This window comes from Candidatus Binataceae bacterium, assembly GCA_035294265.1.
GTDB lineage: Bacteria > Desulfobacterota > Binatia > Binatales > Binataceae > DATGLK01.
In genome coordinates, this window is sequence record DATGLK010000085.1 from 37,504 (window position 1) to 54,275 (window position 16,772).

The following is a 16,772-nucleotide window of genomic DNA, read 5'->3' on the forward strand; positions in this document are numbered from 1 at the left end:
AGTGGATTACGACCCAGCTCGCGCCGGGCGAGGACTAGACCATGTCGTTGCGACGGTTCCTGCGGCGGATCTATCGGAATTTGCCCCTAATTCAGGAATTGCGCGAGACCAACGCCCATCTGGCTGCGCTCAACGATACGCTCAAGCGCTGCGCCACCGTGGCGTGGCCCATCGCGCTGGCTCACGACCCGCGGTGGTCGGATCCGAAGCGGCTGCTGCGGTATGCCGCGCAAACCTTCTCGCAAAACGGCGAGGACGGCATGATCGCCGAAATCTTTCGCCGGATCGGCACCACCGATCGCACTTTTGTCGAAATCGGCACCGGCAACGGCCTCGAAAACAACACCGCGCTCCTGCTGGCCCAGGGCTGGAGCGGCTGGTGGATCGACGGCGACGCGCAGGCGATGAACCGAATCCAGCGCGCCTTTGCTGCGCCGTTGGCCCAGGGGCGTTTGCGCGCCCGATGTGCCCAGGTCACGGCCGAGAATATCGCGGCGTTGTGCGCCGAGTTGAAGCTGCCCTCGACTTTCGATCTGCTCTCGCTGGATATCGATCGCAACACCTACCATCTATGGGCAGCGCTGACCGATTACCGCCCGCGCGTGGCGGTGATCGAGTACAACTCCAATTACCCGCCTGAAATGGATTGGAAAGCCACCTATCGCCCCGAGCTGGTGTGGAAATTCACCAGCTACTTCGGCGCCAGCCTCAAGGCCTTCGAACAACTGGGCCGCGAACGCGGCTATGCGCTGGTGGGATGCGACTTCACCGGGGTCAACGCTTTCTTCGTGCGCGAGGAGCTGGCTGACGATCGCTTCGCTCAACCTTTCAGCGCTGAAAACCATTACGAGCCGCCTCGGCTGGGCGTGACCACTCGAATCGGGGCGCGCGCGGCCTTCGACGATACCCCGCGGCGCGAGCGCAAACCCAAGCTTTAACTCTGCTCAATGCTGGCGGCCGAATTTTTGCGCCAAGCCGTCGCCCAGAAAATTAAAGCCCAACACCGAGATCCCAATCGCCACGCCGGGCACGGTAGTCAGATGGGGCGCGATCAGCAAAAACGCCCGCCCTTCATCGAGCATCCCGCCCCAGGTCGGCTGCGGCGGCGGAATTCCCAGCCCCAGGAAGGACAGCGCCGCCTCGGCCACGATCAATCCGGCGAAACCGAAGCTGGCCTGAACGGTGACCGGCGCCGCCACGGCGGGCAGTAGATGGCGTAGCAGGAGGCGGGTGGGCGAAGCGCCCAGGCCGCGTGCGGCTTGTACATACTCGCGCTCTTTGAGCGAAAGAATTTCGCCGCGCACTAGCCGGGCATAGCCGGTCCACCCCATCGCGCCCAAGGCGATCACCAGATCGAGCATGCCGGGGCCCAAAATCGCCGCCAACGCGATCGCCAACAGGATGCCCGGAAAGGCCAGCAGGATATCCACCCCTCGCATCAGGGCTTCGTCCAGCATTCCCCCCGCCAACGCCGCGCATCCGCCCACCAAGCTGCCGATAACCAGCGACAACACCACTATTACGGCGGCGATGCCCAGCGAGATGCGCGCGCCCCACAGGGTGCGCGCGAGCAAATCGCGTCCCAGCGCGTCGCATCCCAAAGGATGGGCCAAGCTGGGTCCCGCCAGCACCGCCTTGAGATCGATCGCGATTGGATCGCCGCCCAGGTAGGGGCCCAGCATCGCCGTCAGCAGCAACGCCGCCACCAGCACCGCGCCCACGCGCAAGGATAGATTGTTCATTGACGGCGCACGCGCGGATCGGCCAGCCCGTAAGCCAGATCGGTGACGATATTGACCGTGACGTAGGTCAGGGCAAAGACCAGCACGCAGCCCTGAGCCAGCGGATAGTCGCGCGCGCCGATCGCGCTTATCAGCAGGCGCCCCATCCCGGGCCAGGAAAAAATCACCTCGGTGATGATGGACCCGGTCAGCAGCGCGCCCGCTTGCAGTCCCAGCAGGCTGATAATCGGGGTCAAGGCGTTGCGCAGTCCGTGGCGAGTAAGCGCGGACAGCTCGCTCAGTCCCTTGCCGCGCGCGGTGCGCATGAAGTCGGCCTCGCGCACCTGAATGAGGCTCTGCCGCAACATCCGCGCGGTAACCGCCGCCAGCGCCATCCCCATCGTGAGTGCGGGCAGGACCAAATGGGCCAAGCCGCCACGGCCGTTGAGCGGCAACCAGCCCAGCTCTAGCGAGAAGACAATCATAAGCAGCGGCCCCAGGTACAGATGGGGTACCGAGATGCCAAAGAGGGCGAAGCTCATGGCGCTGAAATCGATCGCGCCGCCGGGGCGCGCACCCGCCAAAAGTCCCAGCGGAAACGCGAACAGGATAGCGACCACCAGCCCCGCCCCCGCCAGCTCCATGGTGGCCGGAAAGCGCTGCGCGATGGCGCGGCTGACGGGTTGGTGAGTGGAGATGGATTGGCCCAGGTCGCCATGCAGTAAGCCGTCGAGATAGGCGACATATTGCACCGCCAGGGGCTGGTCCAAACCCAACTGATGGCGTAGCCCTTCGACGTCGGCCGCCGTCGCGTTTTCTCCCAGCATCGCGATTACCGGATCTCCCGGCACCAGATGAAGCAGGGCGAAGGTCAGCGTGGCCACGCCCAGCGCTACCGGCACCAAGGCCAATATTCGCCGCCAGATGAAATCGATCACCGGACCGCCGCCTCCAGTGGCTCCGCGCCCAGATGAACCGAAGCCAGCGAGCGCAGGCTGCCGTTGGGATAGGGCTTAAAACCGCCAACCCGCGACGCCATCACCGCGACGTTATCCTGCCACCACAATGAAACGTACGGCAGGTCCTCGGCCGCCAATTGCTGGACCGCCGCGTAGATCGCGCGCCGCTGATTCGGATCGATCGTGGCATCGCCTTGGGCGAGCAGCGCGTCCATACGAGGATTGACATAGTCGCCGCGATTGAGTCCGCGCGGCGGAATCATGGCTGAATCGAACACCAAAAAATAGTGATGCGGATCGGTGATCCCGATCCAGGCCAGCGAAGTCAAATCGAAGTTGCCGCGCTGAATATCGCTGTAGAAGGTCGGCCATTCATAGCTGCGGATGCGCAAGCCGATCCCGACTTGGCGCAGCATCGCGGCCAACGCCTGCGCCAGCAGCATCCGCTCCTCGCCCTGGGTGGTTTTGTATACCAGGGTGAAGCGCAGGCCGTCGGCGCCGGCTCGATAACCGGCACGATCGAGCATCCGGCGCGCGGCCGCCGGATCATAAGGGTATTGGCGCACCGCGCCAGTATACGCCCAGTTCTCCGGCGCCAGCATCCCGCTAGCTACCCGCGCCGTGCCATAGAGCAGCGAGCGCACCAGCGCCGGGCGATCGATCGCCATCGCGATCGCCTGGCGCACACGCAGATCGCGCAGACGGGGGTCGCGAAAATTGAACTGCAGATACTGGTAGGAAGTGCCGGGACTTTGGCTGACTGTCAGACGGGGCCGGTCGCGCAGATAGCCGAGCAGCGCGGGCGGCAGATCGTTTTCGGTGAACTGGGCGCTGCCCTCCAGCAACTCCAGCGCGCATACCGTCGGATCGGGAACCACCTTGAAGGCCACGCCCGGCACCGCGCCGGGGGCGTAGGGATGGTAGGGGTTGCGCGCTAGTATCACCCATTCGTCGCGCACGAAGCCCGCCAGACGAAAAGGGCCGCTGCCCAGCGGCGTGCGGCTCGCCCCCGCCCCTGCCGGCGTATCTGCCGGGACCACATTGAGCAACCCCAGTTCCAAGGCCGGCGCATAAGGGCGCCGAGTGCGCAGAATCACGGTGGAATCGTCGGGTGCATCAACTCCGGCCAGCTCCTCCATCCCGCCGCGCTTGGGCGAGAGGCTGGCCGGATCGAGCACCGAGTCGTAGGTGTATTTGACATCGCGCGCGGTCAGCAGCCGGCCGTCGCTCAGACGCACGCCCGGGCGCAGATGGAAGACCAGCGCGGTGGGCGAGCGCCATTCAAAACTGGCGGCCAAGTCACCGGTGAAGCGGCCGTTTTGGTCCAGGCGCAAGAGCGAATCGAAGAGCAGCTCGTCGATCCGCGCCGACACCGCGTCGGTGGCATAACGAGGGTCCAGCGACAAGGGCGAGCTATCGATATCAACCCGCAGATAATTGGCTGGAATTGCCGGGACGACGGCCGGATGGCAACCGGCGAGCACCAGCACAAACCCCGTCAGTGCAGCCGCCCTCAAGACCCCAGCCCACCTCAGGCCGCGGGCCCCGAGAGTCGCCGCCGGGCTGCATGCTATGCTGACCAGGCGTGATATCACCGCCCATGTACGATACCTGTACGCTCAAACCGCGCAAAGCCACCGCCGCTGAAAGGCGGCGCATTGGTCCGGGCGTCAGGGATTTTGATTCTGCAGCGCTTCCCGGCTGCGCTTGTCGCGCCAGGCGGCCAGCTTGGCCGCAATCGCGGGATAGCGCGGCGCCAGGACGGCGGCCGCGAACAGCGCCGCGTTACCCGCGCCGGGCTTGCCGATCGCCATCGTCGCCACCGGCACGCCGCGCGGCATCTGCACGATCGAGAGCAGAGAATCCATCCCACCCAGGGTGGTAGAGGGAATGGGCACCCCAATCACCGGAAGCAAGGTGTTGGCCGCCAGCACTCCTGGCAGATGGGCCGCGCCGCCAGCACCGGCAATCAGCAGCTCCAAGCCACGTCCCGCCGCCGCACGCGCGTAATCAAACACTGCCTCGGGGGTGCGATGGGCTGAAAGCACCTTGACCTCGTAACCAATCCCCAGCTCCGCCAGCAGCTCGGTACCCGCGTTGAGGTATTCCAGGTCCGTCTTGCTGCCCATGATCACTCCGACCAGTACCCCGGCCGGACTCTTTGTTTCACTCATCGCCCATGCTCCGTTTCTCCACGCAGGCTGCTAGCCCGCACCGCCGTTGTCAAGCAGGCAGCAATGCTTGCTCGTTCCCTCGAATAAGGAGGTCGGAATGCGCTAGACCTGGAGCCTCTCAGGCAACTTGGCAGCCGGCGTCTTCTGCTTCTCGCGTAGGAATCTCATCAGGGAGGCGCACGAAGGCAACCAGACCGCATCCACCGTCCTGCGAAGCTACCAAATGATTCGAACATCTAGCTGGCAAACTTATACTTATGGCTTACCAACGTCAGACCTTCCTGCATGGCTTGCCCAACAACGCGTGCGCCCCGTGATGGGCTAAGCGGCATCAGCCCGGCAATGGGCTTATCCGCTCCCGCAATCCCCACTTCCTCTCCCAACTTGATTTTGTTGAGCAGCCGCGAGAAATGGGTTTTTGCCTCGTGCACGTTTACTGGGTTTTCCATCACGCCATCTGAAACTTTTAGAGCCCTTTCTTGCCCGCCAAATTGCCGGTAGCTTTCATGCCCGGAGGCCGAAGGGATGGCTACGCCGCTGCCACAAAACCAGGTCGAGATGACCCTGAGCGAAGTCGCGCAGGCGTGCGGCGGCAAATTGATCGGCGATGGCATGGCGCGCATCCGCGGCATCTCCACCGACACGCGAATGATTCAGCCTGGCGCGCTGTTCGTCGCCCTGCGCGGCGCCACCAGCGACGGCCATCGCCATCTGGCGGCCGCGCGCGCCGCCGGCTCCATCGCCGCCGTAACCGAACCGGGATGGGAGGGCGCGCCGGTCCGGATCGAAGTGCCGGACACCCTGGCAGCATTGGGGCACTTGGCGCGTTTCCATCTACGAATGATGCGTCAGCTTAATCCAATACCCTCAATCGCAATCGGCGGCGCCGTGGGAAAAACCACCACTAAGGATCTCACCGCGGCCCTAGCCCGCGCGCGCTTCGGAACCATTTTGGCCACCACGGGCAATCTCAATAATCTCATCGGCGTGCCGCTGACCCTGCTGGCGCTAACGCCTGAACATCGCGCGATGGTGATCGAATGCGGCACCAACTCGCCGGGCGAAATTCGCCGTCTGGGCGAGATGGTCCAGCCAAACGTCGCCCTGGTGCTCAACGCCGAGATCGAGCACACCGAAGGGCTGGGCAACGTCGATGGAATTGCCGATGAAGAAGCGGCGCTATTCGCTTTTGCGCGTCAAGCGCGAGTCACCTGGAACGAAGATCGGCGCTTGCGCTCGCGCATTCCCGCCGACCATCTCCCTGCCCTGTTCTTCGGCGCCAGCTCAGACGCAGATGCCTGGCTGCTGTCGCGCGAAGCAACCCGTGATTGCCGGCAACGCCTGAGGATCGCGATGAGCCCGCGGATGCGCGCGCCGGGAACGCCCGAGCTGTTCGAAGCCGAGCTTCCGCTGCTGGGCGCGGCCGCTGCGCTCAACGCCACCGCCGCCCTGGCGGCTATCGCCGCCCTCGCCCCCATCGCACCCGACGATCTACCCGCGCTGCGACAAGCCCTGGCGGAAGTCGCACCGGTACCCGGCCGGATGCACTTGCGACAGGTAGGCGCGCTGATCGTGCTCGATGATAGCTACAACGCCAGCCCCAGTTCTGTGCGCGAGGCGCTGAGCGGCGCCCGCGAGATCGCCGACCGGTGCGGCAGTCGACTGATTATCGCCCTGGGCGACATGCTGGAACTGGGCAGCCTGTCGGCCGAGATGCATCGCGCAGCAATATCGGATGCGCTCGCCGCCCGGCCCGCGCTCCTGGTCGCGGTTGGCCCCGAAATGAGCATGGCGCTGGCGGAGATGCTGGCCCCTGCGACCATTCAAAGTTACGCCAGCGCCGATAGTACCCACGCCGCGGCCTTGATCCGGCGCTTGGCACGGTCGGGCGATCTAATTCTGGTCAAAGGTTCGCGCGGGATGCGGATGGAACGAGTTATCGAGGTCCTGGAAAAAGCAAATTAAAGGGGAACCATAGACGCCCATTTCGCCGGCTCCGGCAAAAAAAGAGCCTTAGTCTTCCCCTTCGTCGTTAGCGGGGATACGGGCGATGACACGGGGTTTTATCTGGCGCTTGATCATCCAACGAACCGCCAGCAGATCGGCCAAAAAATTGATTCGGTTCCAGAACCCGTAATGGCTGCGGCCGGAGTGGCGCGGCTGGTTGACCACCGCAATTTCGCCCACGCTGTACCCTTCCATCCGGATCAGGGTGGGCAGGAAGCGATGCATCCCACGAAACGGCCGCACCTCGGCGATGCATTCGCGCTTGAACGCACGATAGGTGCATCCCGAGTCGCTGATCTGATCGCCGCTGAGCCAATTGCGCAGCCAGTTGCCCGCCCGCGACGTCAACACCTTGAGGATATTGTCGCCTTGCGCGCGCGTCTTGACCCGGCTCCCGCATACGCAATCGTAATTTTTGAGGGCTTCGATAAAATGCGGCAGCTCGGTCGGATCGTTCTGCAGGTCGGCATCGATTGTAACAATGTACTGGCCGCGCGCCGCCCGCATCCCGGCCCACGAGGCTGCCGATTCGCCACAATTGCGCTCCAGACGCTGGGCGCGTAGATGGGGATTGCTCACCGCCAGTTGTTGCAACAACGGCCACGAGCCGTCACTGCTGCAGTCGTCGGTGATGACCAACTCGTAACTTAGCCCTAGCGGCGCGCAAACCTGCTCGATGCGCTCGGTAAGCGCTCGCAAATTGCCTTCTTCATTATAGCAGGGAACTACCAGGCTGAGCGTGGGATTCAACGCTTCCTCAGAAACTCCGCGATAGAGTCGCAAACATAATCCACGTCATCCAGCGAAATCTCGCCGTGAATGGGCAGCGACAGGATTTCATCGACGGCGCGCTCGGTCACCGGCAGTGAAGGGATATGGTCGAAGCAGGCGGTAACGGCAGGTTGGCGGTGGTTGGGGACCGGATAATGCAGGCCGGTTTCAATCCCGCGGCTCTTGAGAAAAGCGGCCAGCTCGTCGCGCCCGGGCAGTGCGATCACAAACATGTGGTAAACCGCATATGCCCACGGTCGCTCCGGCGGCACCTTCACCAGTGCGCCCAGCCGCTCGCGATAGCGCGCGGCGGCGGCGCGCCGGCCGTTGTTAAGCCTTTCCAGGTTGCGCAATCCGACCCGGCCGGCAGCGGCCTGGATATCGTTGAAGCGCAAATTGAAACCTGCCATCTGATGGGTGTACTTGTCCAAGCGGCCGTGGTTACGCAGCATCCGCAGGCGCTGCGCCAACTGGTCGTCGTCAGTCATGACACAACCGCCGTCGCCCAAAACCGTGAGGTTCTTGGAGGGGAAGAAGGAAAATCCCGCCGCCATGCCGAAGCTGCCCACGGTGCGGCCGCGGTAACGCGCACCCTGGGCCTGAGCGCAGTCCTCGAACAGCCATAGATTGTGGCGGCGCGCGAGCGCCGCCATCGGCTCCAGATCGGCAGGATGGCCGTAGAGATGGACCGGCATTATCCCAACCGTGCGCGGCGTAATCGCGGCTTCCAGCAGGGCTGGGTCCATACAATAGGTGTCGTCGATATCGATAAACACCGGCCGCGCGCCGCAATGCATCATCGGTTCGATCGTGGGGAAGGCGGTGTGCGAGGGCACCAGCACTTCGTCCCCCGCGCGCAGCCCCATCGCCAGGTGGAGCAGATAGACCGCCGAGGTCCAGGAAGTCGAGAGCACGGCGTGCTTGCGTCCCACGCTGTCGGCCAGCTCGCGCTCGAAGGCCTCGCATTCACCCGCCAGGATGTAGCGGCGCGAGTCCACCGCCCGGAGCACAGCCTGGCGCACTTCGTCATCCACAAACGGAACCGATAACGGTATTCGGCGCACGAACAGCCCCTTTTCCTATTGCAGCTCCACCACGCGCCCACTGCGCGCGGATTCCAGCGCGGCTTCGATCACCCGCACCGATTGATAGCCGGCGCGCCCGTCGGCCAGCGGCGGCGTACGGTCTGCTACCGAGGCCAAAAAGGCCTGCCATTCGGCCAGCAGCGGCTCCTCGGGTGCGAATTCCAACTGATGCATTTCGCCCTCGGCCGCGTCCAGGTTGCCGCCGACCATTTGATGCTGATTGCGGAAGGTGCGCAGCTTGTACTGCGCGACGTTGTAATCGCACACCGCGCTCAGCCGCTCACCCACCACGATTACCTCACGATACTTGCCCGGCAGATGGTAGCCGGCCTCGATCCGAGCCATCGTGCCCCCGGCATAGTCCAAGCTGAGCAAAGCCTCGTCCTCCATCCCGCGGTCGAAAAAATCTCGGCTAACCGCCAACACCCGCCCAGGCAGCCGATCGAGGATGAAATTAAAGAGGTCGGCGAAATGAATCGCGTCGGCGAACATCACACCGGTGTCCATACGGGGGCGTTTGAAACCACTGAAGGTACCGCGCAACAGGCGAACCTGACCGAAATCACCATTGGCCACCGCCGCGCGCAGCCATTGCGAAGCCGGATCGAAACGAAAAATATGGCCGACTTGCAGAATTCGCCGTTTATGCTCGGCCAACTTGGTCAGTTCCAAAGCTTGGGCAGCATCCAGCGTGATCGGCTTTTCGACAAACACGTCCTTGCCCGCGTTGAGAAAGGCGCGACACAGCTCGAAGTGGGACTGGGCAGGTGTGGCCACCACCACCGCCGTCACGGCCTCCTTGAAGGCCATCGGGTCGGGCGACACCCGCTCCGCCGCCAACCCGGCCTTGCGCGCTCGCTCCTGTCCCGCCGGTGCCGGGTCAGCCACGTACAAATCAACACCCAGCAGGCGGGCGACGCGCAGATGATTGGCGCCCCAGCGTCCTATACCCAGCAATAAAACTTTCACGCAGTTAACGAGACGCGGTTTGAAGGCCCCTGTTCCACCATAAAATTTTCTAATATTGCGGAAGGGGGAGTCAAGCCATGGCTTAAGTCATCAACGGTTGCTCGACAATTGCCGGAGCGCTTCATTTGCCAAGCAATTTATCTCAATCACCGACTGAGAACAGGCGGGGGCAAGCCAAAAAGTCACAGCCCCAGGATCCGCTCGGCATTCTGATGGAAGATTTTTTCCATCACCGTCGCGCTGTACCCCAGCTCCGCCCATTCCTTAAACAAGCGGGCATGCGGAATGCTGGGATAGTCGCTGCCAAACATAATCTTATCTTGCAGCCTCGAGCGCATGTCGATTTTAAGTTGCTCTGGGAAGTATTTCGGCGCCCACCCTGACATCTCCCAGTAGACATTGCCTTTGTGCAGCGCCACCGCCGTCATCTCGTCGGTCCACGGCCAGCCCGGATGAGCGGCAACAATGGTGAGTTGAGGAAAGTCGGCGGCAAGCTCATCGAGCGCGCGCGGATGAGCGTCATAGATCCGAGCCCCCAGGCCGCCGGGCATCCCGGCCCCCATCCCGGTGGTACCAACGTCAATCATGACAGGCACCTTCAGCTCATTGATAAGCTCAAAGAGTGGATAAAGGCGCCGGTCGTTGACCGCATAATGCCCCATGATGGGGTGAAAGTGAAAGCCAAGCATTCCCAAGTCTTTGATCGCATGGCGCGCCTCGCGTAGCGCAAGCTCGCCCTTGAAGGGATCGACCGCGCCCCAGGCCTGGATTGTCCGCGGCCGATGGCGCATCTGCATCTGCTTGACGTACTCGTTGCCGCACGGCGGCGTACCGGTCGTAGTCTCCAGATCCAACGCCACCAGCACCGCCTCGACGCCGGCCTGCTCGAACTCCGCGATCACCTCGTCTTCCTGCTTCCAGGTCCATTGGCGATTCCAGTACTTGGCGAGCGCCTCGACGTAAGGCCCCTGGCATTTAATCCAGGGTTCAGTGTTGGGGTAGCAATGCAGGTCGATGACACGCACGCTAATTACCCTGTCCGCGCGCGGCTTCACGCGCGAGCTTTTGACTTATCATCTCGACCAGAGTCTTTTTTGACACCTTGCCGAAGGTTGACAGCGGAAAGTCATCCATCAGTTCTAGCCGCTCGGGAAGCTTGAATCTGGCGATCTCCTTGGTGCTCAAATAATTTACCAACTCCGCCAGCGTCAGCCGCGCCCCGGCGCGCGCAATCACGCAGGCGCACATCCGCTCGCCCAGCTCGGGATCGGGCATTGCCACGCAAGCGACGTTCTGCACCGCCGGATGGGACAGGATGAGATTTTCGATCTCTTCGGCGCTGATCTTCTCGCCGCCGCGATTGATCAGATCTTTCTTACGTCCCTCGACTATGTAATTGCCTGAAGGATGCTGGCGCATTAAGTCGCCCGAGCGATAGAAGCCGTCAGTGGTGAAAACCTTAGCGTTGTGCTCCGGCGCGCCGTAGTAGCCGCGCAAGGTATAGGGGCCGCGCGTGCACAGCTCGCCTACCTCCCCCATAGCGACTTCGCGGTCGTCGTCATCCAACAGCCGCACTTCGTCGTCAGGGCAAATCGGCCGCCCCACCGTCTCCAAGCGTACCTCTTCGGGGTCATCCGCGCGCACGAACATTAGCGTGCCCTCGGACATGCCGAAGTTCTCCTGAACGAAGCAGGTCGGGATCAGCTCATGGGTGCGAATACGTACTTCGGGCTGCAAGCGCTGGCCACCACTTTGGATGTAGCGCAGCGAGGAGGTGTCCACCGTGGCCAGGACTGGGCTATTGATCAGCCGGATGAGCAACGCGGGCACCACCTTGATATGAGTGACGCGATGTTTGGGAACCAGCGGCAGCATCACCTCGGGGCGCGCGCTCTGGCACAGCACCACCTTGCCACCGTTGAACATGAAACCTTGAATTCCCGGGCAGGCCAGCGGCAGGTTGTGCGCGATGGGCAGCACCAGCAGCAGCACCGAGTCACCGCTGACGCCGCAGACCTGGGCCGCCGCCTTGGAGTTGTAAGCGTAGTCGTTGTGGGTACGCGGAATCAGCTTGGGCACTCCGGTGGTGCCCCCGGAGAGCTGAAAGATACACGGATCGGTTGGATCCAGCTTGATTTTGTCCAGTTCGCCGCGTCCTAGTCCGGCGGGTTTCTCAATTAACTGGGCCAACGAGATCTCATCCGAGCTTGCCTGACCCAGCACGATAGGAAAGCGCATGCAGGGGTTTTCCTTAGCCACCCGCGCGATCATCGGGGAAAACTCAAAATCGCCCTGGAGCTTGGGAAAGACGCATCCGACCGCCTGGGAAATTTGGACGAACTGACTGACTTCGCTGAAGCGATGGCTGGCCAAGGCGGCAATGGGAATCGCGCCGATTTTCTGCAGCGCGAAATAGAGCAGCACGAACTCCGCCACGTTGGGCAATTGCAGCACCAGCCGGTCCAGTGGCCGTACGCCCAATGCCAGCAGATTTAGTGCCAGATTGTCGCTTATTCGATCGATGTCGGCATAGGTAAACTGCCGTTCACCGTCGATCAGCGCTATCCGCGAGGCGTAGTTGGCGAAGACCGGAGCGAATTCATCGCGCAGGCTGCGATCCTGCCAGTAACCACGCTCGCGGTAGCGGCGCGCGAACTCAGGCGGAAACGGTACTACGCCCTCCAGCATCGGACCGCACCCGCTTCAGGTCGAGCTGGCAAAGCCGCCGTCGATCACCACAATCTCGCCGGTGACGAAGCGATTGGCGGTGATCAGCGAGACAATGGTTTCGGCTACATCCGCGGCGGTGACGTTGCGCTTGAGCGGAGTCTGGCGCGCGCGCCGCGCCATCAGATCTTCGTAGCGCTCGCCCAGCATCCGTTTCATCCAATCCCCTTCCATCCAACCCGGCGCCACCGCGTTGACGCGAATCTTGGGACCCAGATGAAGCGCCAAAGTCTTGGTCAGATTGACCACCGCCGCCTTGCTGGCGGCGTAAGGCAAGGGTTGGGGTCCCGGTCGCAGTCCGACGATACTGGCACTGTTAACGATCGCGGCATCGGGCGCCCGCCTGAGCATCGGCAGTACCGCGCGGGTCACTTGAAAAATCCCGCGCACGTTGACCGCGAAGACACGATCCCAGTCCTCCAGCGCCATCGCCTCGAAATCACTCGGGGCAGTACGGGAAGTGATGCCAGCATTGTTAACCAGGGCATCCAGCCGCCCGAAACGCTCACCGATCGCGTCGGCCATCGCACGGACCGCAGGTTCATCCGATACGTCGCATCGACACAGCAGCGCGGCCACGCCCAAGGCCTCGACGCGTGCCGCGACCGCGCGTGCACCGGCATCGTCGCGGCTGAAGTTAATCGCGACGTCATAGCCGGCCGCGGCCAGTGCTACGGCGGCGGCGGCACCGATGCCCTTTGAAGCTCCGGTTATCAGCGCCGCCCGCCGCTCAGTCATACCCAAATGATACCAGCCTTAGAAGGCCTGCGGCACCAGGAAGGTAAAGGTGGAACCGACACCCCCGTCGGTCACGTAGACTTCCCCGGCCTTGGGATTAACCGCAATCCCGGCCGGCGCCACCATTTGCGAGGACGGACCGTGGATGATGAAACGGGGCGGCACATCGCCGTTGTCGGTCAGGTTCCACACCCCAACGAAGTTGTTTCCGCTACCCATCGTGAGCGGCGGCAGCGGCGGCCCCAGGCATCCCGGACGCGGCGCGGTGCCAGCCAGATCGTAAGGCGGTTGATACGGTGTATTGCTCACCGTCACAAAGATCTTGCCGTCGGCGACCTGCACCTGGGCGGTGGCCAGGATGCCGGTATGCGGACCGAAGATCATCCGTTTGGGCTTGACGTCGCCGTTGGCGGTGCGATCGAAAATGAAGATCGCGCCCGGATGCTGGGTTTCGGCGGTCTCATAATGGGTGGTGTAAACCCCGGCGCCAGACGCTGCGCTGTTGCGGGTTTGCATCGTCACCGCCACGATCAGGTTGCGTTGCGGATCAAGCGCAACATCAGTAATCCCACGCATCATGGTGTTGACGCCGCCTATCGTGCGAATCGGTGCGACGTCGCCGGTAGCATTCCAGGGGTAGACCAGGATGTTGCTGGTGGCGTAATCGCCTACCACCAACTCATGATGGATGTCGTCCACCGCCACTCCCCAGGGCTGATGCAACTGGGTCTTGGGTCCCTGCAATACCCGCAAGGGCGGGACCTGACCGTTGGCGCCGGCGTCGAAGGTGACCACCGAGCTGGCCAGCGGCTCGCTGCCCACTATCTGGTCGCGCCCGGCATCATAGAAGACGCCATGGGCCACGCGCGTGAGTTTGCTGACCGTTCCCCAAATCATCCGAACCGGCTCGACATTACCGCTTGCCAACCTGGCAAACATCCCGATACGGGGATCGGTCACTCAATTGGGGACAATCAGCGCGTCCCGCTTGGTGTCGTACGCAATCGTGAAGGGGTTGCCAAAACGCGCCGCCGGGGTGCCCTTTGGTGCATTGCGCACCACTCGCAGCGGGGCCGCGTCACCGTTGGCGGTACGATCGAAGATGAGCGCGGTGTGGCCGAAGTTGGCCACCCACAGGGTGTTGTGGGCGGGGTCAAACGCTACTCCCATCGGGATGGAAAGCCCGGTGTGAGGGCCGGCGATTTCGCGAATCGGTGCTACGTTGCCGTTGGCGGTGCGGCTGAAGATCAAGACCGAGCCGCTGGCGGTGTTGGCCACCGCGATCTCGTTGTGAACCGTATCCACCGCGATCCCCGACGGCCAGTTGAGCCGGGTCTGATTACCCTGCACCGTGCGCAGCGGCGCGCTGTCGCCTTTGGCCTCGTCGGAGAAGACCGTAATCGAGGGGGGTTGATAATGACCGCCGCCGTTGTAATCGATATCCCAGTAGCCGCGCGACCAGTTACCGTGATTAACTACCGCAATCTCGTGATTTTGATCGTCCCAATACATCCCGTGCGGATCCGCCATTGTAGTGTGCGGCCCGCGAATCGAGCGTAGAGGCAAGGTCGCCCCGGTCGCTCCGGTGGCATAGAAGATTATTTGCGCGTTGTGCTCGATCGAGACCGCCATCTGCCGCAGCCGGTGGCTGAAGGCTACGCCGTAAGCGCCATGCGGCACCGCCAGCACACGCGCCGGGTAGTCGCCGTTGGCGGTAATGGAGAAGCAGGCCACGTCGTCACCAACGTCGTTCTCGGTCACGCACACCATCTTTCGATCCGGGTCAAAGGCCACGCCCGCGGCATACGAGATGTAGCTGGCAGGCCCTTTGATCTGACCAATCTGAGGCGTGATATCGGGGGACGTCGAGCCTTGATCCATGTGGTAGATGAGCAGGCTCTTGAGATTAGTATCGCTCAACCCCACCAGGTTATGCGCGGGATCCAGCGCAATTCCGTTGAACTCGGGATAGGGATCGAAAATCTCCCGGCAGGGCGCGATGTTCCCTCCTTTGGCAGAACGGAAGACCGCGGAAAAATCGATTTTGCGACTGTTTTGCGCCCAGGCAACCCCTTCCGGGGCAACCAGATAACCCAGCACTCCCAGCCCGAGGCACAGCGATGTTGCGACGGCGAACAGCGACCAGCGTGGTTTCATAGTTCTTCCCTGATGAGGTAAAAGATTACGTACTTTCGCCATCTGCTCCCCACTTTCGCTCAGACGGTTCACTTAAACCGAGTTAAAGGCTTTGGACCCGGCTCACCACCATGACCGCTAACTCTGGCATAGCGAGCAGCCCAACCCGAGTCCAGCTACGCCCACGAAAAGCGCTCTTCATGCGCGCACTTCAGGGCAGTTGGGGCGGCGGCGCGAAGGAATCGATATCGCGCCAACTGGTCTGCTTGGGATAGCGCACGGCGATCGCGCGAATCCTGGAATAGTCCAGCGGCTGATCGGCGGCGAAGGCGATTTTGCCGCTGCGCTTGAACTCGCGCGCCGCCTCCAACAGCATCCGCCGTACCCGCACCACAATCAGGTCGCTCATTCCCAGATACTCGCGGGTCCGATCGACGATCGGGCCCATCGCTTCCTGGGTGGTAAAATCTTCATATTGGAAACAGGGCAAACCACTCCAATGCCCTTCGCGCATCTTTTTACGATCCTGGTTCCAAAGATTTTCGCTATTGCCCATGGTAGCGGCAAAATTGTCCAGGTTGGGCGCGTTACCCTGCATCAAGCGGGTGCGGTCGGCGGCGGTCATTGGTCGATTGGGATAATAGCGCAAATACCACTGCGCGTTCCATTCGTCATCGATCGGAATGGCGCAGATCATCAGGTGGGCGTCCTCGGAAGCCATGGGGATGAACGAATAAAAGGGCGCCACCAGCTCGCGGATGCGCGCGTAATAAGTGCCATCGCCCAGATCGCGTACGGCTCCTTCGCGAAACCCGTAGGGCTTCATGATCAGCTCGTAGGTGGGGCTGTTCATGGTGGCAAAGCGCAAGTCGGCGCTCATGGTGTTAAACGAACCGCGATGGAGAAAGCCAACGTGGGCCGAATCCAACACCGCTTCCATGCCCTGGAACCAGTTGCAATGGAGCACCGCGCGCTGCGGCATCAGCTGGCTTTCGGGCATTTGGTTGAATTCGAAATTGTAAAACGGCGGCGGCTCGCTGCGCTTGCCCAGATAAACCCACGCCATCCCGCCCGCCTCGCGCACGGGATAATGGCGCACTCGCACCTTGGCGGCGAATTCAGCGCGTCGCTCGGGGGGCTCGGAGGGCACCTCGACGACTTTGCCCGAGACGTCAATTTTCCAGCCGTGAAAGATACAGGTCAGGGCGTTATCTTCGTTGCGTGCCAAGGCCAGCGAAGTACATCGATGGGGACAGCCCTCGTCAAAAAAACCCACGCGGCCGTCGGTGGCGCGGAAGGCCACGAAGTTTTCCCCGAACAGCCGCACCCGCATCGGCGCGCCGTCGGCCTCCAGTGCCGCCGAGCGCGCGGCCGGCACCCAATACTCGCGCAAAAACTCACCCATTACGCTGCCCGGTCCCACCCGGCAGAGCAGCTCGTTTTCTTCGCGCGTCATCATGGCAGGTTTACCTCCGCGCCGGCCCG

At 62.5% G+C, this 16,772-nt stretch carries 16 protein-coding genes; 2 read left to right on the forward strand and 14 right to left on the reverse strand.

Features of this window, described 5'->3' with window-relative positions:
- Window positions 1-41: 41 nt before the first annotated feature.
- A complete protein-coding gene (locus VKV28_13505) occupies window positions 42-938 on the forward strand; it encodes a hypothetical protein (GenBank protein HLH77813.1) in 897 nt (298 codons plus the stop codon).
- Window positions 939-944: 6 nt separating this feature from the next.
- Here VKV28_13505 and VKV28_13510 read toward each other — a convergent pair whose 3' ends face one another.
- The 5 genes from VKV28_13510 to VKV28_13530 all read right to left on the reverse strand — a co-directional run bounded on the left by VKV28_13510 (window position 945) and on the right by VKV28_13530 (window position 5,303).
- Entirely contained in the window at window positions 945-1,742 is a 798-nt protein-coding gene (locus tag VKV28_13510) for an ABC transporter permease (GenBank protein ID HLH77814.1), read from the reverse strand.
- Window positions 1,739-2,659, reverse strand: coding sequence for an ABC transporter permease (locus VKV28_13515; GenBank protein ID HLH77815.1), 921 nt, complete (start codon window positions 2,657-2,659; stop codon window positions 1,739-1,741). The genes VKV28_13510 and VKV28_13515 overlap by 4 nt, the downstream gene beginning before the upstream one ends.
- Window positions 2,656-4,197, reverse strand: coding sequence for an ABC transporter substrate-binding protein (locus VKV28_13520; protein HLH77816.1), 1,542 nt, complete (start codon window positions 4,195-4,197; stop codon window positions 2,656-2,658). Before VKV28_13520 ends, VKV28_13515 begins: the two co-directional genes overlap by 4 nt.
- A gap of 153 nt (window positions 4,198-4,350) precedes the next feature.
- A complete protein-coding gene (gene purE, locus VKV28_13525; GenBank protein HLH77817.1) occupies window positions 4,351-4,854 on the reverse strand; it encodes a 5-(carboxyamino)imidazole ribonucleotide mutase in 504 nt (167 codons plus the stop codon).
- 236 nt (window positions 4,855-5,090) lie between these two features.
- Window positions 5,091-5,303, reverse strand: a complete 213-nt coding sequence (locus VKV28_13530; protein ID HLH77818.1) for a hypothetical protein — start codon at window positions 5,301-5,303, stop codon at window positions 5,091-5,093.
- Window positions 5,304-5,379: 76 nt separating this feature from the next.
- Here VKV28_13530 and murF point away from each other — a divergent pair, with 76 nt between their 5' ends.
- Entirely contained in the window at window positions 5,380-6,819 is a 1,440-nt protein-coding gene (gene murF, locus VKV28_13535; protein HLH77819.1) for a UDP-N-acetylmuramoyl-tripeptide--D-alanyl-D-alanine ligase, read from the forward strand.
- 48 nt (window positions 6,820-6,867) lie between these two features.
- Here the strand turns inward: murF and VKV28_13540 are convergent, their stop codons facing one another.
- From VKV28_13540 to VKV28_13580, 9 genes are all read right to left on the reverse strand, one after another.
- Window positions 6,868-7,611, reverse strand: coding sequence for a glycosyltransferase family 2 protein (locus tag VKV28_13540; GenBank protein HLH77820.1), 744 nt, complete (start codon window positions 7,609-7,611; stop codon window positions 6,868-6,870).
- The gene (locus tag VKV28_13545) at window positions 7,608-8,696 is read right to left on the reverse strand and encodes a DegT/DnrJ/EryC1/StrS family aminotransferase (GenBank protein ID HLH77821.1); all 1,089 of its coding nucleotides are present in this window, start codon (window positions 8,694-8,696) and stop codon (window positions 7,608-7,610) included. The genes VKV28_13540 and VKV28_13545 overlap by 4 nt, the downstream gene beginning before the upstream one ends.
- Window positions 8,697-8,711: 15 nt before the next feature.
- Window positions 8,712-9,686 carry a Gfo/Idh/MocA family oxidoreductase gene (locus tag VKV28_13550; GenBank protein ID HLH77822.1) on the reverse strand — a complete coding sequence of 325 codons (975 nt, stop codon included), beginning with the start codon at window positions 9,684-9,686 and terminating at the stop codon, window positions 8,712-8,714.
- A gap of 182 nt (window positions 9,687-9,868) precedes the next feature.
- Window positions 9,869-10,741 carry an amidohydrolase family protein gene (locus VKV28_13555; GenBank protein ID HLH77823.1) on the reverse strand — a complete coding sequence of 291 codons (873 nt, stop codon included), beginning with the start codon at window positions 10,739-10,741 and terminating at the stop codon, window positions 9,869-9,871.
- Window positions 10,713-12,374, reverse strand: coding sequence for an AMP-binding protein (locus tag VKV28_13560; GenBank protein ID HLH77824.1), 1,662 nt, complete (start codon window positions 12,372-12,374; stop codon window positions 10,713-10,715). The genes VKV28_13555 and VKV28_13560 overlap by 29 nt, the downstream gene beginning before the upstream one ends.
- A 15-nt stretch (window positions 12,375-12,389) precedes the next feature.
- On the reverse strand, window positions 12,390-13,151 hold the full coding sequence (locus VKV28_13565) for an SDR family NAD(P)-dependent oxidoreductase (protein ID HLH77825.1): 762 nt from the start codon (window positions 13,149-13,151) through the stop codon (window positions 12,390-12,392).
- Between the two features lie 18 nt (window positions 13,152-13,169).
- Window positions 13,170-14,078, reverse strand: coding sequence for a hypothetical protein (locus VKV28_13570; protein HLH77826.1), 909 nt, complete (start codon window positions 14,076-14,078; stop codon window positions 13,170-13,172).
- Window positions 14,079-14,111: 33 nt separating this feature from the next.
- Window positions 14,112-15,308 carry a hypothetical protein gene (locus tag VKV28_13575; protein HLH77827.1) on the reverse strand — a complete coding sequence of 399 codons (1,197 nt, stop codon included), beginning with the start codon at window positions 15,306-15,308 and terminating at the stop codon, window positions 14,112-14,114.
- A gap of 190 nt (window positions 15,309-15,498) precedes the next feature.
- Window positions 15,499-16,746: a Rieske 2Fe-2S domain-containing protein gene (locus VKV28_13580; protein ID HLH77828.1), complete on the reverse strand. Its 1,248-nt coding sequence runs from the start codon at window positions 16,744-16,746 to the stop codon at window positions 15,499-15,501.
- Window positions 16,747-16,772 lie beyond the last annotated feature (26 nt).